This is a genomic window from Rhodococcus sp. 06-235-1A (assembly GCF_002258785.1).
Classification (GTDB): domain Bacteria; phylum Actinomycetota; class Actinomycetes; order Mycobacteriales; family Mycobacteriaceae; genus Rhodococcoides.
Window position 1 is genome coordinate 201,320 of the sequence record NZ_NOYI01000012.1, and the last position, 20,718, is coordinate 222,037.

The window sequence follows — 20,718 nt, forward strand, 5'->3', positions numbered from 1 at the left end:
CACCCGACATCCTGGCAATCGGCCGTCAATGTGGAGCGAAGCGTCGTTTGCCCGAATTGTCTGTCCCGCAACGTGATCGAGCAACAAGCCGTCATCGCCCCGGTGGTTCACGCCGGAAGCGCTCGTGCAACTGCGGGTCCGCGGCCCACCACAGAGCCCCAGCAGAAGCGTGAGGATCCTCACCGGTAACCACCGTCGACTTCGCATCACCAGGTCGAGTCGGGCGTTCTTCGGCCTCGTCGAGTTCCGCATCGATGAGGTCCGATGCAGCCTTCTCGTCGAGACGAAATGCTCGCAACAATGCCAGCAGGAACGGCACACCGAGGATGTCTCCGAGGATCCAGAACACTCCGGCCCCGACTATCTGATCGGTCACCGGTGTAGGACCCCAGGTCCGCAGTGATCCCAGGTAGTCCACCGCGGGCAGGAGCGGACCGAGCCACAGCACGATTCCGAGCACACCATCGCCGAGCATCTCGGCGATGGTGATCAGCAGTGAAATCAACTGCGAGTACCGACGCGGTACCGGATCCGCCTGCAACCGAGCGTAGAAGTACAGAAATCCAACGGTCACGAACACGAGAGATGTGCCGAAATCTGCTGCCGCATCTACAAGTACGACGTGCGACCACGGGGTCAGGAAGAACAACCAGGGTGTTCCGATCATCAGCACCGACGTCGTTGCAGGGTGCACCGATATGCGAACGAATCCATGGGTGAGGAGCCGGTCGATCCTGCTCCGGCCGCCGGTTCCCGAGCCTTCGCGCAGTGCCGTGAGGGGGCGTCCCATCGCCAGACCGAAGGGAACGACCATCAACAACAGCACCACCTGCAGGCACCGCGCCCAGAACAGTTCATCGGCAAGGACACCGACCGGAGAGCACGTCGTGACAACGAAGGTGCCGACCCCGAGCAGGAGGAACCCGGCCCGGCGCGCCGCACCTATGTGCGTCCCGCTGTGCGCCGACCGGCGCACAGCTCGCACGTAGGTCGAGGTCAGTACAGCAGCGACGACGATCGCGGCAGGATCGATTCGCCAGGCGAGCATCAGGGAGGTCCACGTAGGAGGCACCGGAACCAGCGTGCACCCGATCAGGGTTGCACGAACGAATCAAGTCCGTTGCGCCCCAGTATGTCCGATTGTTTCGGACATACTGGGCGACGGCCGGTGAATCCAGCTACACGCTGTCGAGCGACTGGTCTCGTGTTTCCTTCATGATGATCAGCGAGATCAGTGTCAGTGCGGCGGCGATGGCGAGATAGACGCCAACCCAACCGACGCCGTAGCTGCTCACCAGCCAGGTGGCGATGAACGGGGCCACTGCGGCACCGAGGATCGACGCGGTGTTGTACGAGATTCCCGAGCCGGTGTAGCGCACGTTGGTCGGAAACAGCTCTGGCAGAACGGCACTCATCGGCCCGAAGGTCAGGCCCATCAGGCCGAGGCCGACGCACATGAACACCAGCATCTTGCCTGCCGACGCAGAGGACGGGTCGGCGAACCAGTGGAACGACAGACCGAACAGCACGATCGCCGACGTGATGACGATGAGCGTGGGGCGACGGCCGTACTTGTCGGCCAGCAGTCCCGCCACCGGAATCAGCGCCGCGAAGAACAGCACCGCGATGAGCTGGAGCTCGAGGAAGTCGGTGTACGGGATGGCCAGCTTGGGGCCGTTGACGTCGGCGACCTTGCCCGTTCCGTAGCTGACCACCCACGTGGTCATGATGTAGAACAGCGTGTAGGTGGCGAGCATGACGAAGGTACCGATGATCAACTGACGCCAGCTGGTCTTGAACACCTGAGCCAACGGGGTCTTGACCTTCTGGCCGCGCTCGACGGCCAGCTTGAACACCGGCGTCTCCTCGAGCTTGAGTCGGACGTACAGGCCGATGATCACCATGATCGCGCTGAGCAGGAACGGGATACGCCAGCCCCACGTGAGGAAAGCGTGGTCGGTGCCGGAGTTCGCCGAGTCGTAGCCCGTCGCGATGACGATGAGCAGGAAGATGCCATTGGCGAAGAAGAACCCGATCGGCGCACCCAGCTGCGGGTACATCGCGGCCCAGGCCCGCTTGCCCGGCTTGGCGGTTTCGGTGGCCAGCAGAGCCGCACCGCTCCACTCGCCGCCGAGGCCGACGCCCTGGGTGAAGCGCATGATCGCGAGCAGGGCCGGGGCCCACAGCCCCACCGCGGCGTATGTCGGCAACAGGCCGATCGCGAACGTCGCGACGCCCATCGTCAGCAGGGAGCCGACGAGGGTTGCCTTACGTCCGATGCGATCGCCGAAGTGGCCGAACAGAATCGATCCGACGGGCCGCGCGATGAACGCCAGTCCGAACGTCGCGAACGACGCCAGCAGCGCGGTGGTGTCGTTGCCCGCGGGGAAGAACAGACGCGGGAAGACGAGTACGGCGGCGGTGGCATAGATGTAGAAGTCGAAGAACTCGATGGACGTGCCGACCATCGAAGCGATCACGATGCGCGACCGCGGCACCTGAGGTGCGGGGATTGCGCCGTCGGCGGTGACGGCGTGTGCTGAACTCACGAATGCTCCTGAAAGGGGAAGTTCCCTGCAAATTACCTGATGAACACCTGAGAATTTCACGACCCGGGCGTGTCCGTTGCCCGATCGCTCGAGATCCGCGAGTTTGCGGCCGGCGATCCCGAGGTACGCGGCCAAACAAGGGCGAGCGTCGCCCGCCCGTCGCGGAACAGTTAACCTGCTACCCAGGCACTACTGTCGATACGATCTTCCGCACAACACCGAGCAGAGCGATTACAAGGGGTCGAGAGTTGAGCGTCAGCAATGACAAGGGATACGGCAACGGCGTCCCGAACACGATTTCGTCGATACCTCTGACCGACGTCGATGCCCGCACCCCTGGTAGCGCCAGCATCGGAAATCTCGTCAAGGACGCCACAACTCAGGTCTCGACGCTCGTGCGCGCCGAAGTCGCCCTCGCCAAGGCCGAGGTCACCGGTGAGGTCAAGAAGGGTCTGCAGGGCAGCGTCTTCTTCATCATCGCGTTGACGGTGTTGCTGTTCAGCTCGTTCTTCTTCTTCCTCTTCGCCGCCGAGCTGCTCGACGTATGGCTCTACCGCTGGGCCGCGTTCCTGATCGTGTTCGCCGTCATGGTGTTGGCTGCGGCGCTGTTCGGTTTCCTCGGGTACCGCCGAGTCAAGAAGCTGCGCAAGCCCGAGAAGACCATCGACTCGCTCAAGCAGGCGTCGACGGTGCTGCCGAACCAGCACGATTCCATCCCCGGAGTTCCCGGCTACAAGAAGTAGTCGGCTCCCGGCGAATCGAGCAGTATGAAACAGCCCGATCCGTCCACGGTCCGATATCCGGGACAGTGGATCCATCGTGACATCCACGCCAACGGCATTCGCTTCCACATCGTCGAGGTCGGAGAACACGCACCGGACGCACCGCTGGTGGTGCTGCTGCACGGCTTCGCCGATTTCTGGTACTCGTGGCGGCACCAGCTGGACGCACTCGCTCGATCGGGCATCCGTGCCATCGCCGTCGACCTCCGTGGGTACGGCGATTCAGACAAGCCCCCACGCGGTTACGACGGATGGACCCTGGCCGGCGACGTCGTCGGGCTGGTTCGAGCACTCGGCTACCCGAATGCCACCTTCGTCGGCCACGCCGACGGCGGTCTGGTCTGCTGGGCCAGCGCAGCGCTGCACCCCCGCTCGGTGAGCTCGATGGTGCTGATCAACGCCCCGCACCCCATTTCGCTGCGGCGAGCCGTGTTGAAGGATTCCGCTCAGCGCGCCGCGCTGCTACCGCACTTCGTCCGCTACCAGGTTCCACTGCGCCCGGAGCGGCTTCTGACGCGTCGAGGCGGATCCGCGGTGGAGGAGCTGATGAGCAGCCGCGCCGGGTCCGCATGGAAGAGCACCGAGGACTACGCCGACACGGCGGCCAAGATGAGCTCGGCCATCCGCATTCCGGGTGCTGCGCACTGCGCGCTCGAATATCAGCGCTGGGCGTTTCGCAGCCAGTTCCGTGCCGAGGGCCGCCGCTTCATGGACGCCGTCGATGTACGAACCTCGATCCCCGTCGCGCAGATCAGCGGTGACCTCGACCCGTACGTGCTGCCCACCACCCTCGATCGGGATCGGCACTGGGCCCCGGGGCTGACGCGTCGGACGGTCCGGGACGTGGGGCACTACGTCCACCAGGAAGCACCCGACGTGGTGTCCGAGGAGATCCTGCGCGTCGCGCGCGAGAGCTAGACGACCGCGAGAACTAGACGATGCAGTCGCCGGTGCCCACACTCACCGGTGCATCGAAGCTTCGCGCGAGTTCGTCGGCAATTTCTGCGGCGGTCAGCACGAATCCGGTATCGGGGTCGTCGACCGCGGCACCGAACACGACACCGAGTACCTCTCCGGACGAGTTGACCAGCGGTCCACCGGAATTGCCCTGCCGCACCGATCCACGCACCGTGTAGACCTGGCGTTCGACGGTTCCGGTTCGGTAGATGTCGGGGCCGCTGAGGTTGATGGTCTCGCGGATACGCGCCGGACTCGCCGTGTACGGTCCGCCGCCCGGGTAACCGAGCACGATGGCGTCGGCTCCGGATTCGGCCGGTGTCGGTGCGAATGTCAGCACCGGTGCCTGCAGCTGTGGAACACGAAGCACGGCAACGTCTTCCTCGGGGTCGAACAGTACGACGTCGGCGTCGAGCGGTCCGTTGGGCGAATCGACCGTCACCTCGGACGTACCGGCGACGACGTGCGCGTTGGTCATCACCAGATCCGATCCGACGACGAAGCCGGAACCTTCCAGAGCCTTCTGGCAGCTCGGTGCGATGCCGTTGATCTTGATGACACTGGATTGCAGTTGCACCGGAACAGGTCCCGCTGCGATACCGGAATCGGGAGCGGCGACCTCGGCCACCGGGGTGCGACCGAAGGGGCCGATGACGTCCGGCAATCCGGAGGTGTCGAGCAACGCCGAGAATTCCTCGGGGACCTGCCGCAGCCAATCGGGTGCCACTTCGTCGACCTGACCGAGCACCGACGATCCGCGTACCGCGCTGGCCACCTCGGGCTGCGAGGACGACGTCAGCGGAATCGCGAGCAGCCACGCGGCGGCCAGTACCGCCACGGCCTGCAGCCCGGCTCCGATCGTGCTGTCGACGGATCTGGCTGCGCGCGAATGTATTCCGCTGCGCAGCGCCCGCCCCAGAACCATTCCTGCGACTTCACCGACGATCACCAGCACCACGATCAACGCGATGCCCACGAACACCCGCGTCCGCGAACCGTCGACGTGTTCGAGCACGTGCGGTGCCACCAGAATGCCCGCAACGGCCCCGAGAACGACACCGAGAAACGCCAGCGCCGACGCCACCGCGCCCTGCCGCCATCCCGACGTTGCCGCCAACAGTGCGATGGCAACCACCGCGATATCGACCCACCCTGAACCCGTCACCGATCGAGCCTCGCTCCTACCGCAGTCAAGCTGGCCTCCAGATCGCGTATGTCCCCCGTGTCCCACTCGGGCTCCCAGCCCGAGACAGCCAGCAGACCCGCCAGAATACCGCCCGTGAATCCCCACACCAGCATTCCCTGCACCGAGAAGGCCGGGCCCTGGTAGCCGGCGGGGTGTCGCACCTGAAATCGATTGTTCGGATCGAGCAACTCGCGCAACGGAACTCGCACCACTCGCTCGGTCTCACCGGGATCGACGACGCGAACCGGGGTCGGTCGCTCCCAGTACGCGAGCACCGGAACCACATCGAAGCGCGACGGCGGCACAAAGATGCCGGGCATCGTCGTCAGCGGTACGACGCCTGCCGGATCGAGTCCCGTTTCCTCCTGCGCCTCGCGCAGCGCCGTGCCGATCGGGCCGTCGTCGCCCGGGTCGGTGGCTCCGCCGGGGAACGCGATCTGCCCGCTGTGATCACGCAGCGTCGACGCGCGCTGGGTGAGCAGGACGTCGGCCTCGGCGGGCAGTCCACCGGACGAACCGGGATCTGCGGTTGCCGGGCCGCCGAACAGCACCAACACAGCGGCAGACCGCGGTCGGTCGGACGGCGGTGCCTGACGCCGCAGCACGGGGTTGATTCCGGCGGTGTCCGTCAGTCCGCCTGCTCTGCCTGCGACGTCGAGCATCCGCCCGAGCCAGTCGGGTGCACTCACGAATCGACCCCGAGGTTCACGCGCACGGCGTCCGCGATGTCGTCGACGCTACGAAAAGGTTGTGGCAGCACCTTGGCGACAGTGCCATCCGCAGATATCAAAACGGAAACGGGAAGTACGTTCGGCGCTCCCACGGCAGCGACGACGCGGCCCGCGCCGTCCTGAACTCCGGGCAGGGTGACCCCGTAGTCGGTGAGTCGAGTCAGGCCGTTGGCCTCGTTGGCGTCGTTGTGGACGGTCAGTACCGCGATCTTCTCGCCCGCGCGGTCGGCGTACTGCTGCAGGTACGGCAGCTCTTCGGCACAGGGGCCGCACCAGTAGGCCCAGATGTTGAGCAAGGCCGGGCGCCCGGCCAGCACCTGGCCCACGTCGATGTACGAGCCGTCGCCGATGCACTCGAGCGTGATGCCCGTCAACGGGCCTGCGGCGCTACCCGACGCCGTCGGACACGCGGCGAGACCGGCGTCCTGCCGTAGCGGTGCGAGGGCTTCGGGCGTGTCGGCGGACCGGCGCTCGTCCGTGGACGGCGCACGCTGCCCGAGGCCCGGTGCGTCCATCGGCTGCAGTCCGGGAACGTCGTTGCGGGGCCACAGCGCGTAGACCATCCCGACGACGAGGATCAGAGCAACGAGAGACCAGCGCAGAGCAGCTCTGTTCACGACACGATTCCGGCGAGGGCGAGGAGGTGATCGGTCTCCGGGCCCTTCACCAGCGCAGCAGCCGTCGCTGGATCGGTCGGGCCGGCACCGAACGACGGGCAGTCCTTGGCCAGGATGCACACCCCACAGGCGGGCGTCCTGGCATGGCAGACGCGTCGGCCGTGAAAGATGACTCGATGCGAGAGCAGAGTCCACTCCTTGCGTTCGACGAGAGCGCCGACGGCGTGCTCGACCTTGACCGGGTCCTCCTCCTCGGTCCACTGCCAGCGCCGGACGAGCCGACCGAAATGGGTGTCGACGGTGATTCCGGGCACGTCGAACGCATTGCCGAGCACGACGTTGGCCGTCTTGCGTCCGATTCCGGGAAGTGTGACGAGGTCCTTCAACCTCGCCGGTACTTCACCGTCGAAGTTCTCCAGCAACTTCTGCCCGAGTCCGATCAACGAGTTGGCCTTGTTCCTATAGAACCCCGTGGTGCGAATGAACTCCTCGAGTTCGGTCCGGTCGGCCTCGGCGTAGTCGCGGGCCGTGCGGTATCTCACGAACAGTGCCGGGGTGACCATGTTGACGCGCTTGTCGGTGCACTGCGCGGACAGGATGGTCGCGACGGCGAGTTCGAGGGGCGTGGTGAAGTCGAGTTCGCAGTACACGTGCGGAAAGGCGACAGCGAGCGTCCTGTTCATTCGCCGAGCTCGCCGCACGAGCCCGAGGTGCGTCTCTTCGCGTTTGCGCACGTCGGGGCGTTTCGGAGCTGTCGAATCCACTCCACAACTGTACGGACAAGAATGCATAACGTTCGTCGCGGCTGCAGCGGACCGTGTTTGTATCGAGATCTTTTCGGTGTTAACTGGCCGGTATGCAAGGACTCGCCGTGGTGCTCTTTCCGGTACTACTCATGCTCTTCGCACTCGCGATGGAGCGGGTGGAGTTCCGGCTCAGCAAGCTCGGCGTCCGGGAGCACGAAGTAGAAGAATTCCTCGATCAGGCCAGCAAGTCCGAGGTAGCCACACTGGCGAACGAAGGTTTCCCGCACGCCCTGGCTCGTTTCAATACCCGCAAGCGTCGGCAGACTCCGCCGCGGACCATCGATACGCGCGACGGAATGGTCGACCAACGCGCCAGCTGAGCGCCCGTTTCGTCCCATTGGCCGTGATTTCGATGAATTTTCGGTGAACGGGAACACACAGGCAATCGCTCTGGCAACCTGTGGTGGCGTCGATCACTCGGTTTCGACCGAGTCGAAGTAGACTCCCCTGAGGTAATTGTTGTGTTTGAACATTGCATCGGCATCGACGCCTGAATCGCTCCCGCGATTCGGTGGGTGAGACGAGTGTGTACAAACGCCTTCGGGGGTGCGGGTCACCGCATCGCCGACATCCCAAAAGGAGCGCAAGTGGACGACGTCCTGGCACGGGCCGGCATCTTCCAAGGAGTCGAACCCTCTGCGGTTGCGGCACTGACGAAGCAGCTGCAGCCTGTCGATTTCCCCCGGGGACACGTGGTGTTCAACGAGGGTGAGCCCGGAGACCGGCTCTACATCATCGTTTCCGGCAAGATCAAGCTCGGACGACGCTCCCCCGACGGCCGCGAGAACCTGCTGACGATCATGGGACCGTCGGACATGTTCGGCGAGCTCTCCATCTTCGACCCCGGCCCCCGCACGTCCTCGGCCACCACGGTCACCGAGGTACGCGCAGTCAGCATGGACCGCGCTGCCCTCAAGGACTGGATCGATCAGCGACCCGAGATCGCCGAGCAGCTGCTGCGCGTGCTGGCCCGACGCTTGCGCCGGACCAACAACAACCTGGCCGACCTCATCTTCACCGACGTCCCCGGACGTGTCGCGAAGGCACTGCTGCAGCTCGCACAGCGTTTCGGAACGCAGGAAGCGGGATCGCTTCGCGTGACCCACGACCTGACTCAGGAAGAGATCGCTCAGCTCGTCGGTGCCTCTCGCGAGACCGTCAACAAGGCACTGGCCGACTTCGCGCACCGCGGCTGGCTGCGCCTCGAGGGCAAGTCCGTGCTGATCTCGGATTCCGAGCGTCTGGCACGTCGAGCGCGCTAGTTCTCCCTGAGGTAGGCCAACTGCGTCTTGACCGACATTCGCGCAGCCGGCCACAGCTTCTTGTCCACGTCCGAATAGACATGGCGTACCACCTGCATCGGTTTCGCGTCCTCGCCGATCTCGACGAGCGCCGCACGAACCTGATCCAGACGCTGCTGACGGTGGGCGCGATACGCTCGCGCCACCTCGGCGGTGTCCGGCAGTTCGGGCCCGTGCCCAGGCAGCACCGCTTTTCCGGCACCTGCTGATTCCAGTCGATCCAACGACTCGAGGTAGTCCGCGAGTGAGCCGTCCTTCGGGTCGAGCACCGTGGTGCCGCGGCCGAGAATCGTGTCTCCCGTGAGGATTGCGTCGTCGAGCACGAAGCTCACCGAATCCGCCGTGTGACCGGGCGTGTGCAGTACTCCGATACGTAGTCCGGCCGCCTCGATGACCTCGCCGTCGGCAAGGGTCGCGCCATCCCCGTACAGAAACTTCTCGCCGAGAGCGCGTACCGGAGCGGACGACTTGCGGTGGAACCGCTTCACTCCGCCTGTGTGATCGGCGTGGCGATGGGTCACGACAGTCAGAACCACCGTGCCCGACGCGGCGACGGCGTCGAGGTGGGCTCGGTCCTTCGGACCCGGATCGACGACGATGCACTCCTCGGAACCCGGTGCACGCAGAATCCAGGTGTTCGTTCCGTCGAGTGTCATCTTGCCCGGGTTGTCGGCCAACAGAACCGACGCGGTGGGCGTCACCTGCCGGAGTAGTCCGTACGCGGGATGCTGGGGGTTCGAGTCGGCCATTGAAACACTGTAGGTCGCCGGCCCAGGCGGGGCAGGAGCGGAGCCTGCAGAAGCGACCCATGTTGCAGACGAGGACTACCGTCGACTCTCATGAAGATCGGACTCGTCGGAGCGGGCCCCTGGGCTCGCAAGACTCAAGCCCCCTCGCTGATCGCTCACCCGGGTGTGGACTTCGCCGGAGTGTGGGCGCGAAGACCGGAAGCCGCGGCCGAACTGGGAGCGCCGGTCTTCGACTCGTTCGACGCGTTGTTGGGCGCAGTCGACGCGGTGGCGTTCGCAGTGCCGCCCGCCGTGCAGGCCGGGTACGCCCTGCGCGCAGTTCGAGCGGGTAAACATGTGTTGCTGGACAAGCCGATTGCCGCCAGTGTGGCCGAGGCCGAGGAACTGGCTGCGGCCGTCACGGCAGCCGGCGTGCGGTCGATGGTGACCTTGACTCTCCGATTCGCCCCGGAGACAAGACAATTCCTCGACGCGGCGGCCGGACGCACCTGGGCGGCAGGATCGGGAACCTGGTTCTCCGGGGCGATCCTCGGCGGGGCATACGCCAATTCGCAGTGGCGACACGACAACGGGGCGATACTCGACATCGGGCCCCACGTGTTCGACCTACTCGACGCGGCACTGGGAACCATTGCACGCGTTGCCTACTCGCACCGCGACGTGGCGTCGGACAGTTGGACGGTGCTGCTCGAGCACGAGGGCGGAGCCCGCAGCACAGTGCAGTTGTCACTGCGGACCCCGATCATGCCCTCGCTGATGCGGATCGAATTGAGCGGTACCGACGGAGTCGAGACCCTCACCGATCGATCCACCTCGTCGACCGACTGCTTCGCGGTGCTGCTGGACGAATTCCTCGAATCGGTCGAGTCGGGTGTGGACCACGAATGCTCGGTGCACCGAGGCCTGCACCTGCAGAAGGTGATCAGCGCAGCTCGACGATGAGCTCCACTTCCACCGAAGCACCGAGGGGCAGTTCGGCAACACCGACAGCCGAGCGGGCGTGCTTACCTGCGTCGCCGAAGATCTCACCGATGACGTTCGACGCCCCATTGATCACCCCGGGCTGACCGGTGAATCCGGGCGCGGAGGCCACGAAGCCGACGGCCTTGACCACGCGTGCGATCGAGTCGATGCCGACGAGGCCATGTACCGCGGCGAGCGCGTTCAATGCACAGATCCGCGCCGCTGCGGTGGCGTCCTCGGCAGACACCTCGGAGCCGACCTTGCCCACGGACGTCAGAGTTCCGTCCACGATCGGCAGCTGACCCGAGGTGTACACGAGGGAGCCCACCTGTACCGCGGGGACGTATGCCGCCAGCGGCGGGACGACCTCGGGCAGCTCGATACCCAGCTCGGACAGTCGTTCGCTCCAGTCGGCCACCGCGCTCAGGCCTTCGGCCGCTTGAAGTACGCGACCAGCGTGTCGCCGCCGTTGGGTCCGGCCATGATCGTGACGAGCTCCCAGCCCTCGGAGCCGTAGTTGTCGAGAATCTGCTTGGTGGCATGAATCAGGACCGGCGCGGTGAAGTACTCCCAGATGATCTTTTCGCTCATGAGGTATGACCCTATCGTCCGGTGGTGGCGCTGTAGTGGACGACTTAGGGTCGAAGAATGTCTCGACTCGATATGAAGGATGCGGTTTATCACTTCGGTCGCGATCACGGCGGCTCCACCGACCAATTCGCGCTCCTCGTGTTCGACTCGATCGACGGTTCCGCACCCACGTTCGCCGAGATGCAGGCACATGTGGAATCTCGAGCACCTCGAGTCTCCGGCCTCGACGTGCGGCTGAAGGAGACGCTGTGGGGCCTGGACTATCCGCGATGGGTACGAGACGACTCTCCGCCTCGACACCACATCGTCGATCACGATCTGGGACAACAGAACTGGGACGGAGTCGAGCACTTCATCGGCGAGCTGCTGTGCACGCGTCTGGACATGCGTGACCTCGCCTGGAAGCTGCACGTGATCCGCGGCGTACGAGATGCTCCGCTCGTGCGGGGTACCGCTATTCTCATCGTTCTCCAGGTGGGGCATGCGTTGACCGACGGTCTCGGCGTGACTCGACTGCTACGAGCGCTTTTCGCGCCGCCGTCCGACGATCGAGCGATCGAGGCCCCGTTGCCCGGACACACCGAGCCGGACACACCGGTCCGCACCATGCTGGGTGCGGCGCGTGCCCTCCTGTTGGCGCCCGTCGATCTGGCGATCTCACGGTGGGAGGCGCACAGGTCGCTGCGCTCGGTCCTGAGGACGCCGATGCCGCCCTGGGTTCCGGCCAGTTCGCTCAACCGCGCCGTGAGCTCGTCCCGCGCTGTTCGCATCGTGCCGATCCCCGCCGACGAGGTGCGTGCGGGCAACTCGACCGTCACGGTCTCTGCACTGGCAGCGGTCGGATCGTCTCTGAACAAGTATCTGCGCGACGTCGACGGACAGGACGTCGGCCTCGACGTCGCTGCCATGGTGCCGATGGCGCTGCCGCCGGACCGCTCGTGGCCCGCGGCCAACCGAGTGGTGATCGGCACGGTGAATCTTCACGTCGCCACTCGCAACCCCGAAGAACGTCGGACGCGGATCGCCCGATCCCTGGACGACGAACGGGCGCGGGTGACGGGCGACTCGGTTCTGCGCCTCGCCCGAGCGGACGAGCAGGTGCCTGCGCCGATCGTCCGATTCGTTCAGAACCGTCGGTTTCGCCGTCGTACCCGAGACCCCGTTCACGTTGCCGGCCAGACGACGGTCGTCAGCGTGAACCGCGGTGCTGCGAACCTCGAATTATGCGGTGCAACAGCGCGATTCACCGCAGGGTTTCCGTACTTGGAAGACGGGCGAGCGCTGACGCACGGCTTCTTCGGGCTCGGCGAGACGATCACGGTTGTCGCCGTCGCGTGCCCGGTGACCGTTCCGTCCGTCGGGGCCTACACCGAAGGTCTGGTCGACGAGCTTCGTAGACCACCGAACGCGGGTTAGCCATGTCCGTCGGACGTCCGGGTAATACCTCTATATGGTCGAGGCGTGGGTACATCGAACGAAGAGGGATGGCCGGCGAAGGCAGATGCCGCGCGGCTGCATTTCGTGTCCGGTAAGGGCGGCACCGGCAAGTCGACGGTCGCTGCCGCATTGGCACTGGCGCTCGCAGCCGGTGGTCGACGGGTGTTGTTGGTGGAGGTCGAAGGCAGGCAAGGCATCGCGCAGCTGTTCGACGTACCGCAACTCCCACCGGTGGAAACTCGCGTGGCCGCGGCAGACGGCGGCGGTGAGGTCTATGCGCTGGCCATCGACATCGAGACCGCGTTCCTCGAATACCTCGACATGTTCTACAACCTCGGTTTCGCCGGCCGCGCGATGCGCAAGATCGGTGCCATCGAGTTCGCGACGACCATCGCACCAGGCCTGCGCGACGTGCTGCTGACCGGCAAGGTCAAGGAATGTGTGGTGCGAACCGACAATAAGGGAAACCGAGCCTACGACGAGGTCGTCGTCGACTCGCCGCCGACCGGTCGGATCGGGAACTTCCTCGACGTCACCAAGGCGATGGCCGATCTGGCCAAGGGCGGCCCGGTGCGTTCGCAGAGTGAGGGTGTGGTTCGGCTGCTGCACTCGGCCGACACCGTCGTGCACCTGGTGACGTTGCTCGAGGCATTGCCGGTTCAGGAGACCGCCGATGCGGTACGTGAACTCGAAGCGGCAGATCTCGGACTCGGGACGGTCATCGTCAACCGCACCGAACCGACGTTCCTGCCTGCCTCGTCGCTCCAGGCCATCGCCGAGGGCGAGGTCGATGCCGCGGCCATCCAGGACGGTCTCGCCAAGACCGGAATCACGCTCTCCGAGGCCGACTTCGCGGGTCTGCTCACCGAATCGATCGAGCACGCGTCGACGCTCTCGGCACAGGTGGAGAGCGCGACGCAGCTCGACGAACTCGACGTCGCGCGGATGGCGCTGCCGATGTTGGCCGACGGTGTCGATCTCGGCGGCCTGTACGAACTCGCCGCCAAGCTGGCAGAACAGGGTGTCCGATGACTCGACCAGTAGCAACCGAACTCGACGTCGACCGCATTCTGACCGATCCCACGTCGCGGATCGTCGTCGTCTGTGGAGCGGGCGGAGTCGGTAAGACGACGACGGCGGCCGCGATGGCGCTGCGCGCTGCCGAGCAGGGCAGGCGGGTGGTGGTGCTGACGATCGACCCGGCCCGCCGTCTGGCTCAGGCTCTTGGCCTCGGCGATCTCGACAACAGCCCGCAGCCAGTGAAGTTGGGTGCCGGTGCCAAGGGTGAACTACACGCGATGATGCTGAACATGCGGCGCACGTTCGACGAGATGGTCATCGAACATTCGACGCCGGAGAAGGCCGAGCAGGTGCTGGCCAACCCGTTCTATCAGACTGTGGCGTCGTCTTTCTCGGGCACGCAGGAGTACATGGCGATGGAGAAGCTGGGGCAGCTGTCCCTGGATTCGTCGTGGGATCTGATCGTGGTGGACACTCCCCCGTCGCGCAATGCCCTGGACTTCCTCGACGCACCGCAGCGGCTCGGCTCGTTCCTCGACGGCCGTTTCATCCGGCTTCTCACCGCTCCAGGTCGCGGCATCACCCGGGTGGTCACCAGCGCGATGAGCTTGGCGATGCGCGGCGTATCCACGGTGATCGGAAGCCAAATGCTTTCCGACGCATCGGCTTTCGTTCAGTCACTGGATTCGATGTTCGGTGGCTTCCGTGAGCGTGCGACGCGCACCTACCAGTTGCTTCGCGAGGACGGCACCAGCTTCCTGGTCGTCGCTGCCGCGGAACCCGACGCATTGCGTGAGGCCGCATTCTTCGTGGAACGGCTCTCCGCCGAGAAGATGCCGCTGGCGGGACTGGTGGTGAATCGGACGCACCCGACGCTGTCGTCGTTGCCGGCAGATCACGCTGCCACGGCCGCCGATCTGCTCGATCGGATCGACGAACCCGGTGCGGAACTGACCGCTGCCGTTCTCCGCATCCACGCGCAACGCGCCGTGACGGCAGCGCGTGAAGTGCGATTGCTTCGACGCTTCACCGGTGCGCACCCCCGCGTGCCCATCGTCGGTGTTCCGTCGTTGCCGTTCGAGGTCTCCGACCTCGCCGCGCTGCGCGCAGTGGCCGATCAGCTGACCCGCAGAGGCTGAATCGGCCGTGTCCAGCAGGCTAGATAGCCGCCTGCTGCTGACGCTGGGTCTCGAAGAACTCGGACCAGGAGTCCACCTCGGGGTGCTGCTTGAGCAGTGCCCTGCGCTGACGTTCCGTCATGCCGCCCCACACGCCGAACTCGACTCGATTGTCGAGTGCATCCGCACCGCACTGCATCAACACGGGGCAGTGCCGGCAGATCGTGGCTGCCTTGCGCTGCGCTGCACCCCGAACGAAGAGCTGGTCCGGGTCCGTGCCCTTGCAGCGGGCGTGCGACACCCAGGCGATGCGTGCTTCGGCTTCTTCTACATCGAGTCGCGTCGGCGCTGTTGTCGTGTGCATGCGGATACCCCTTTGCGTGTCGGACGTCCTCGCTGGACGACCCGGAGGCTCCAAGGAAGTTTGTACCTCGCTGGCGAAGCACAAATTCTAAGAGCTGCCCCACAATCATTATCAAGTGTTATGTGAATCACACCGTGCTCATAATTTAGGTAAAGCGAGCCGCGAATGCAAGACGGCGAGGTCACATTTCTGGTACGGCCGTCCCGAGCAGGGGCGCAGCACACAGCGCGTGCGGGCCTGATGCCGGTCCGAGCAGTACCCACGTACGCTGTGCTCTGTGTCAGTCGGAAAAACCGTGGCGAAGCTCGCCGGATGTTCAGCACTCGCCGGTGCGTTGCTCGCCGGCGTGATGTTCCCCTTGGCCGGAGGATTCGGGTACGCCTCGAACCGTGCCGCCGATACCGTCGACAACGTATCGGCCGAGTTGGTCGAGGGCGCAGTACCTGCCGTCTCGACGATGACGGACGTCAACGGCACACCTATTGCCTGGCTGTACGAACAGCGCCGTTTCGAGGTACCGAGCGACAAGATCTCCAACGAGATGAAGCTCGCCATCGTCTCGATCGAGGACCGCCGCTTCGCCGAGCACCGAGGTGTGGACTGGCAGGGCACGCTGCGCGCGTTCCTGACCAACACCACCAGTGGCCAGGTGGAGCAGGGCGCGTCCACCATCGATCAGCAGTACGTGAAGAACTACCAACTGCTGGTGGTGGCCAAGACCGACGCCGAGCGTCGTGCAGCGATCGAGACGACGCCCGCCCGCAAGATCCGCGAAATCCGGATGGCACTGACACTCGACAAGGAACTCACCAAGGACGAGATCCTCACCCGCTACCTCAACCTGGTGCCGTTCGGTAACGCGTCCTTCGGCATCCAGGACGCGGCCCAGACCTACTTCGGCATCGACGCCAGCCAGCTCAGCGCCGTCCAGGCCGCGATGCTCGCCGGCATGGTGCAGTCCAGCTCGGCCCTCAACCCTTACACCAACGAGGAGGGCGTGATCGAGCGACGGAACACCGTGCTCGACACGATGATTCAGAACCTCCCCGAGCGCGCCGAAGAACTGGCTGCCCTCAAAGCCGAGCCGCTCGGCGTGCTTCCGGTCCCCCAAACTCTGCCCCGCGGATGCATCGCGGCAGGCGACCGCGGATTCTTCTGCGACTACGCACTGCAGTACCTCGCCCAGGCCGGAATCAGCCAGGAGCAGATCGACAAGGGCGGGTACCTGATCCGTACGACGCTCGACCCCGCGGTGCAGAACTCCACCAAGGCCGCGCTGGTCGAGAACACCAGCCCGAACCTGGACGGCGTGGCCACTGTCATGAACGTCGTCGCACCCGGGCAGGACCAGCACCGTGTTCTCGCGATGGGCAGCAGCCGCACCTACGGCCTCAACGCCGACGACAACGAGACCGTGCAGCCGCAACCGCACTCTCTCGTGGGCAACGGAGCGGGCTCCATTTTCAAGATCTTCACCACGGCCGCGGCCATGGAGCGCGGACTGGGCACCAGCGCAACGCTGCAGGTTCCCAAACGCGTGGAGGTCAAGGGCGTCGGCGACGGCGGTGCCAGAAACTGCCCCGCTTCCACGTACTGCGTGGAGAACGCGGGCAACTACCCACCCGCCCTGTCCATCACCGACGCGCTGGCTCAGTCCCCGAACACTGCGTTCGTCAAGCTGATCGAGTCGGTGGGCGTCACGCCGACGGTCGATATGGCCGTTCGCCTCGGCCTGCGCTCGTACACCGACCCGGGTTCGTCCGGAACCGACCAGTCGATGGCCGACTTCCAGAAGAGTCAGAACCTCGGCTCGTTCACCCTCGGACCCACCTGGGTCAATCCGTTGGAATTGTCCAATGTGGCTGCCACGCTCGCATCCGGCGGCAAGTGGTGCCCGCCCACCCCGATCGATTCGATCTTCGACCGTGACGGCAAGCCCGTGCCGGTCGCTCACCAGGCCTGCGAGCAGGTCGTCGAGCCCGGATTGGCGAACACCCTCGCCAACGCGATGAGTAAGGACGACCAGGCAGGCGGCACGTCCGCTTCCGCCGCCGGCTCGGCCGGGTGGACCCTGCCGATGTCCGGTAAGACCGGCACCACCGAGTCGAACCGATCCTCGGGCTTCCTCGGCTTCACCAACAACTACGCCGCCGCCGTGTACACCTACGGCGACTCACCGACGCCCAGCGAGATCTGCTCGTTCCCGCTGCGGCCCTGCGGCTCGGGCAACCTGTACGGCGGTAACGAGCCGGCGCGGACGTGGTTCGATGCCATGACCCCGATCGCCAACAACTACGGCCCCGTCGCGTTGCCACCCGTCGACCAGAAGTACGTCCGCGGCTCGGCCAACGGTCAGGTTCCCGATGTCACCGGTCAGAGCCAGTCGTCGGCGACAGCAACGCTGCAGGGCGCAGGTTTCCAGGTGACGGTGGCTACCACGGCCGACCAGGCTGCTCGCGGCACCGTGGTGTCCACGTCGCCGTCCGGTTCGGCGGTCCCCGGATCCAACATCACGCTCTATGTCAGTGACGGATCGGTTCGTCCGGCTCCGGCTCCGGCACCTGCGCTGCCGAACATCCAGATACCGGACCTACCCCCGGGAATCCAGATCCCGGCGATCCCAGGCTTGACGGCTCCTCGCTGAGCGGCTCCGCCGCATGTGAGCGGAACCTCGTAGTGGCCTACGAGGTTCCGATCACATAGGTAGTCACAAGCGGTCTTTGACGGCCTTCGACAGTCGCGATCCGTCGGCCTTACCCGCTGCGAGTCCCGACGCGATCTTCATGACCTGACCCATCTGCTTCATCGCCGGTCGCTCACCGAGGTCCTCGGCCACCTGCGCAATGGCGGTGTCGACGATGGTGGCCAATTCCTCGTCGGTGAGCGGAGTGGGCAGGTATTCGTTGATGATCTGCGCTTCGGCATGCTCGTTCGCCGCGAGTTCACCACGGCCGTTCTGGGTGTAGATCTCGGCCGACTCGCCGCGCTTCTTCGCTTCCTTGGCAAGCACTTTGAGAACGTCGTCGTCCGTCAGATCGTGGGCCTCCTTGCCGGAGACCTCCTCGGTCTGGATGGCGGCGAGGATCATGCGCAGCGTTGCCAGGCGGAGTTTGTCCTTCGCCTTCATCGCAGCGGTGAGGTCGGTACGGAGACGGGCCTTGAGTTCGGACATGGCAGAAACGCTACGCGGAGCAGTCGTCGGCTCGCACGTCCATATCCCGTTGCTGCCGTATCGTGGACGAGGTGTCCGCACAATTCAGTCCCTCGTTCGTCAGAACCACGACGCAACTGCGCAGTGCCTCCACGCAACTGCGTAGTGCCTCCACGCAACTTCGCTCCGCTGCAGAGCTGGCGCGAGATACCGTCAGAGCAGCACCGCTGAAGAGTTCCGTGATCGGAACGGCGGGCGCGGCGGCGTTGGGCCTCGGATACGCCACGCTCATCGAGCGCAATGCGTTCACCCTGCGCGAGACGTCCATGGCGGTGCTGGAGCCGGGTTCGGCGACTCTGCGCGTGCTCCACATCAGCGATCTACACATGATGCCCGGCCAGCGGATGAAACAGAACTGGCTACGCGAACTGGACCGTCTCGAGCCCGATCTGGTCGTCAACACCGGCGACAATCTCTCCCACCAGCGCGCTGTCCCCAGCGTCGTGCAGGCACTGGGGCCGATGCTCGCGCGGCCCGGTCTGTTCGTGTTCGGCAGCAACGACTACTTCGCGCCCAAGCCGAAGAACCCGTTCAAGTACTTCGACAAGAACCACAAGCGCACGACCGGTGAATCGCTGCCGTGGCGCGATCTGCGGGCGGCGTTCTCCGAGCGCGGCTGGCTCGACGTCACGCACGTGCGTCGCGAGCTCGAGGTCGCCGGGGTACGCATCGCGGCGGCGGGCGTCGACGACCCCCACTTGAAGCGCGATCGATACGACACCATCGCCGGTCAGCCCAATCCGTTGGCCGACCTGCGCCTCGGCATCACTCATTCGCCGGAACCGCGAGTGTTGGACAAGTTCGCCCAGGACGGTTACGACCTCGTCCTCGCCGGTCACACACACGGCGGTCAACTGTGCCTGCCGTTCTACGGCGCACTGGTGACCAACTGCGAGATCGACCGTTCGCGGGTCAAGGGCCCGTCCAAGTGGGGCGCGCACACCCAATTGCACGTCTCCGCGGGCATCGGGACTTCGCCGTACGTACCTGCACGATTCTGCTGCAGGCCCGAGGCCACCCTGATCACGCTCACTCCGGCCCCGAGAATGGGCCCGAAAAACGTCTCCGACGAGGGCGTTTCGCGTTCCGAGGCAGTCGTGAGTTAGACTTCTCCAGCGGTACACGGGGTGTGGCGCAGCTTGGTAGCGCGCTTCGTTCGGGACGAAGAGGTCGTGGGTTCGAATCCCGCCACCCCGACAGTTGGACAGACCAGAAAGTGGCCCTGGCCGGAGAAATCCGACCAGGGCCACTTTTGTTTCACAGGCGCTGCCGTTTCGGAGCCTCTGCCGCTTCAGAGGTACATCCGTCTCAGGGGAACGCCGTGTCAGGGGACCAGAATCAGCTTCCCCGGCGCATGTCCCGCCAGCCCGGCTTCGTGGGCGAGTGACGCCTGATCGAGCGGGTATGTGGCGTCGACGATGACCCGCAGTTCTCCGCTCCTCACTTTTTCGATGAGCTCATCGCGTGCGGCAGCTCTGAACGCGGCACCCGAGTCCTCCCCCGGCCCGTAACCCAACACCTTGATTCCCGCCTCCGCGCGACGGGCGGATCCGGTGATGGATGCGATGCGACGACGGTCCCCGACGAGTTCGAGTGACGAGTCGAGGGCTTCGTCGGTTCCGACGAGATCCAGTGCCGCATCGATCTTCTCCGGAACGGCATTGCGGACCCGGTCGACCAGACCCGGGCCGTAGGCCACCGGTGTTGCGCCCAGACTCCGCAACAGGTCATGGTTTCGCTCCGCTGCGGTGGCCACGACGGCCGCGCCCAGGGCCTGCGCCAATTGCACGGCCATGAGGCCGACGCCTCCCGCGCCGCCGTGCACGAGAACGGTCTCCCCCGAACCGACACCGGCGGCGTGGAGTGCATGAGCTGCCGTGGTGCCGGTCAACATGAGTCCCGCTGCCTCGGGCCATTGCATCGCGGACGGCTTGGCGAACAGGGAGTCCGACTGGACGACGACGTAGTCGGCGTAAGCGGCAGTGACCGGGTACACAACGACCTCGTCGCCGACCCGCACATCGGTCACGTCCCGACCGACGGCGCTCACCACGCCTGCACATTCGAGGCCCAGTTGCGGAAGGGGCTCGGATCCGACTCCGGCCGAATCGAGATGTTCGTCTTCGACTTCGTGGAACGCACCGCTGTACAGCTTCCAATCGATGGGGTTCACGCCGGCTGCGCGCACCGCAACCACTACTGCGTCGTCGGTAGGTGCAGGAATCGGTGCCTCCACGACACCGAGGACTTCCGGGCTGCCGTAGGCAGTGGGTCGAATGATTCTGGCCATGTTCTTCTCTTTCGTGACGCTGAGGGGGCGCCGCTGAGGGCGCTGC

The 20,718-nt window shown here is 65.2% G+C and carries 22 protein-coding genes and 1 tRNA gene; 11 read left to right on the top strand and 12 right to left on the bottom strand.

Features of this window, described 5'->3' with window-relative positions; all coding sequences use genetic code 11:
- Positions 1–91: 91 nt before the first annotated feature.
- Both CH275_RS11370 and CH275_RS11375 read right to left on the bottom strand, forming a co-directional pair.
- Positions 92–1,048 carry a cytochrome c oxidase assembly protein gene (locus CH275_RS11370; RefSeq protein ID WP_094678122.1) on the bottom strand — a complete coding sequence of 319 codons (957 nt, stop codon included), beginning with the start codon at positions 1,046–1,048 and terminating at the stop codon, positions 92–94.
- A gap of 130 nt (positions 1,049–1,178) precedes the next feature.
- Positions 1,179–2,549: an MFS transporter gene (locus CH275_RS11375; protein WP_179276110.1), complete on the bottom strand. Its 1,371-nt coding sequence runs from the start codon at positions 2,547–2,549 to the stop codon at positions 1,179–1,181.
- A 248-nt stretch (positions 2,550–2,797) separates the two neighbouring features.
- Here CH275_RS11375 and CH275_RS11380 point away from each other — a divergent pair, with 248 nt between their 5' ends.
- Together CH275_RS11380 and CH275_RS11385 are read left to right on the top strand one after the other, a co-directional pair.
- Complete coding sequence (locus CH275_RS11380) at positions 2,798–3,292, top strand: phage holin family protein (RefSeq protein WP_094678124.1); 495 nt, start codon at positions 2,798–2,800, stop codon at positions 3,290–3,292.
- 24 nt (positions 3,293–3,316) lie between these two features.
- Positions 3,317–4,249, top strand: coding sequence for an alpha/beta fold hydrolase (locus CH275_RS11385; protein ID WP_094678126.1), 933 nt, complete (start codon positions 3,317–3,319; stop codon positions 4,247–4,249).
- A 13-nt stretch (positions 4,250–4,262) separates the two neighbouring features.
- On the opposite strand, the gene marP is transcribed toward CH275_RS11385, so the two are convergent.
- Genes marP through nth form a run of 4 tightly spaced genes read right to left on the bottom strand, consistent with a single transcriptional unit; the run spans position 4,263 to position 7,613 of the window.
- Entirely contained in the window at positions 4,263–5,453 is a 1,191-nt protein-coding gene (gene marP / locus CH275_RS11390) for an acid resistance serine protease MarP (protein WP_094678128.1), read from the bottom strand.
- On the bottom strand, positions 5,450–6,136 hold the full coding sequence (locus tag CH275_RS11395) for an NUDIX hydrolase (RefSeq protein ID WP_094678686.1): 687 nt from the start codon (positions 6,134–6,136) through the stop codon (positions 5,450–5,452). The genes marP and CH275_RS11395 overlap by 4 nt, the downstream gene beginning before the upstream one ends.
- Positions 6,137–6,159: 23 nt before the next feature.
- Positions 6,160–6,768: a TlpA family protein disulfide reductase gene (locus tag CH275_RS11400; protein WP_094678688.1), complete on the bottom strand. Its 609-nt coding sequence runs from the start codon at positions 6,766–6,768 to the stop codon at positions 6,160–6,162.
- A 50-nt stretch (positions 6,769–6,818) separates the two neighbouring features.
- Entirely contained in the window at positions 6,819–7,613 is a 795-nt protein-coding gene (gene nth, locus CH275_RS11405; RefSeq protein ID WP_094678130.1) for an endonuclease III, read from the bottom strand.
- 65 nt (positions 7,614–7,678) lie between these two features.
- On the opposite strand from nth, the gene CH275_RS11410 reads away from it, so the two are divergent.
- The gene (locus CH275_RS11410; protein WP_032380033.1) at positions 7,679–7,948 is read left to right on the top strand and encodes a hypothetical protein; all 270 of its coding nucleotides are present in this window, start codon (positions 7,679–7,681) and stop codon (positions 7,946–7,948) included.
- A 267-nt stretch (positions 7,949–8,215) separates the two neighbouring features.
- The gene (locus tag CH275_RS11415; RefSeq protein WP_027494494.1) at positions 8,216–8,890 is read left to right on the top strand and encodes a Crp/Fnr family transcriptional regulator; all 675 of its coding nucleotides are present in this window, start codon (positions 8,216–8,218) and stop codon (positions 8,888–8,890) included.
- On the opposite strand, the gene CH275_RS11420 is transcribed toward CH275_RS11415, so the two are convergent.
- A complete protein-coding gene (locus tag CH275_RS11420) occupies positions 8,887–9,678 on the bottom strand; it encodes an MBL fold metallo-hydrolase (protein WP_094678132.1) in 792 nt (263 codons plus the stop codon). The two genes, CH275_RS11415 and CH275_RS11420, sit on opposite strands and share 4 nt — an antisense overlap.
- A gap of 90 nt (positions 9,679–9,768) precedes the next feature.
- Here CH275_RS11420 and CH275_RS11425 point away from each other — a divergent pair, with 90 nt between their 5' ends.
- A complete protein-coding gene (locus tag CH275_RS11425) occupies positions 9,769–10,620 on the top strand; it encodes a Gfo/Idh/MocA family protein (RefSeq protein ID WP_094678134.1) in 852 nt (283 codons plus the stop codon).
- Here CH275_RS11425 and CH275_RS11430 read toward each other — a convergent pair.
- Both CH275_RS11430 and CH275_RS11435 read right to left on the bottom strand, forming a co-directional pair.
- Positions 10,601–11,059, bottom strand: a complete 459-nt coding sequence (locus CH275_RS11430; RefSeq protein ID WP_094678136.1) for a RidA family protein — start codon at positions 11,057–11,059, stop codon at positions 10,601–10,603. The two genes, CH275_RS11425 and CH275_RS11430, sit on opposite strands and share 20 nt — an antisense overlap.
- Positions 11,060–11,064: 5 nt before the next feature.
- Positions 11,065–11,232: a DUF4177 domain-containing protein gene (locus tag CH275_RS11435; protein WP_094609297.1), complete on the bottom strand. Its 168-nt coding sequence runs from the start codon at positions 11,230–11,232 to the stop codon at positions 11,065–11,067.
- A gap of 57 nt (positions 11,233–11,289) precedes the next feature.
- On the opposite strand from CH275_RS11435, the gene CH275_RS11440 reads away from it, so the two are divergent.
- From CH275_RS11440 to CH275_RS11450, 3 genes are read left to right on the top strand one after another with little or no spacing between them, the layout of a single operon-like run.
- On the top strand, positions 11,290–12,648 hold the full coding sequence (locus CH275_RS11440; protein WP_094678138.1) for a wax ester/triacylglycerol synthase domain-containing protein: 1,359 nt from the start codon (positions 11,290–11,292) through the stop codon (positions 12,646–12,648).
- 45 nt (positions 12,649–12,693) lie between these two features.
- Positions 12,694–13,701 (top strand): ArsA-related P-loop ATPase, encoded by a 1,008-nt coding sequence (locus CH275_RS11445; protein ID WP_094678140.1) that lies wholly within the window; start codon positions 12,694–12,696, stop codon positions 13,699–13,701.
- Positions 13,698–14,828: an ArsA family ATPase gene (locus CH275_RS11450; RefSeq protein WP_094678142.1), complete on the top strand. Its 1,131-nt coding sequence runs from the start codon at positions 13,698–13,700 to the stop codon at positions 14,826–14,828. Before CH275_RS11445 ends, CH275_RS11450 begins: the two co-directional genes overlap by 4 nt.
- Before the next feature lie 19 nt (positions 14,829–14,847).
- On the opposite strand, the gene CH275_RS11455 is transcribed toward CH275_RS11450, so the two are convergent.
- On the bottom strand, positions 14,848–15,171 hold the full coding sequence (locus tag CH275_RS11455; RefSeq protein ID WP_008712729.1) for a WhiB family transcriptional regulator: 324 nt from the start codon (positions 15,169–15,171) through the stop codon (positions 14,848–14,850).
- A gap of 295 nt (positions 15,172–15,466) precedes the next feature.
- On the opposite strand from CH275_RS11455, the gene CH275_RS11460 reads away from it, so the two are divergent.
- Positions 15,467–17,815 (top strand): penicillin-binding protein, encoded by a 2,349-nt coding sequence (locus tag CH275_RS11460; protein WP_094678690.1) that lies wholly within the window; start codon positions 15,467–15,469, stop codon positions 17,813–17,815.
- A gap of 63 nt (positions 17,816–17,878) precedes the next feature.
- Here CH275_RS11460 and CH275_RS11465 read toward each other — a convergent pair whose 3' ends face one another.
- The gene (locus CH275_RS11465; protein WP_037187848.1) at positions 17,879–18,343 is read right to left on the bottom strand and encodes a GatB/YqeY domain-containing protein; all 465 of its coding nucleotides are present in this window, start codon (positions 18,341–18,343) and stop codon (positions 17,879–17,881) included.
- Between the two features lie 176 nt (positions 18,344–18,519).
- Between CH275_RS11465 and CH275_RS11470 the strand changes: the two genes are divergently transcribed.
- Both CH275_RS11470 and CH275_RS11475 read left to right on the top strand, forming a co-directional pair.
- Positions 18,520–19,488, top strand: coding sequence for a metallophosphoesterase (locus tag CH275_RS11470; RefSeq protein ID WP_094678692.1), 969 nt, complete (start codon positions 18,520–18,522; stop codon positions 19,486–19,488).
- A gap of 17 nt (positions 19,489–19,505) precedes the next feature.
- Positions 19,506–19,579 (top strand) — tRNA-Pro (locus CH275_RS11475).
- A 127-nt stretch (positions 19,580–19,706) separates the two neighbouring features.
- On the opposite strand, the gene CH275_RS11480 is transcribed toward CH275_RS11475, so the two are convergent.
- The gene (locus CH275_RS11480; protein WP_094678144.1) at positions 19,707–20,672 is read right to left on the bottom strand and encodes an NADP-dependent oxidoreductase; all 966 of its coding nucleotides are present in this window, start codon (positions 20,670–20,672) and stop codon (positions 19,707–19,709) included.
- Between the last annotated feature and the right edge of the window lie 46 nt (positions 20,673–20,718).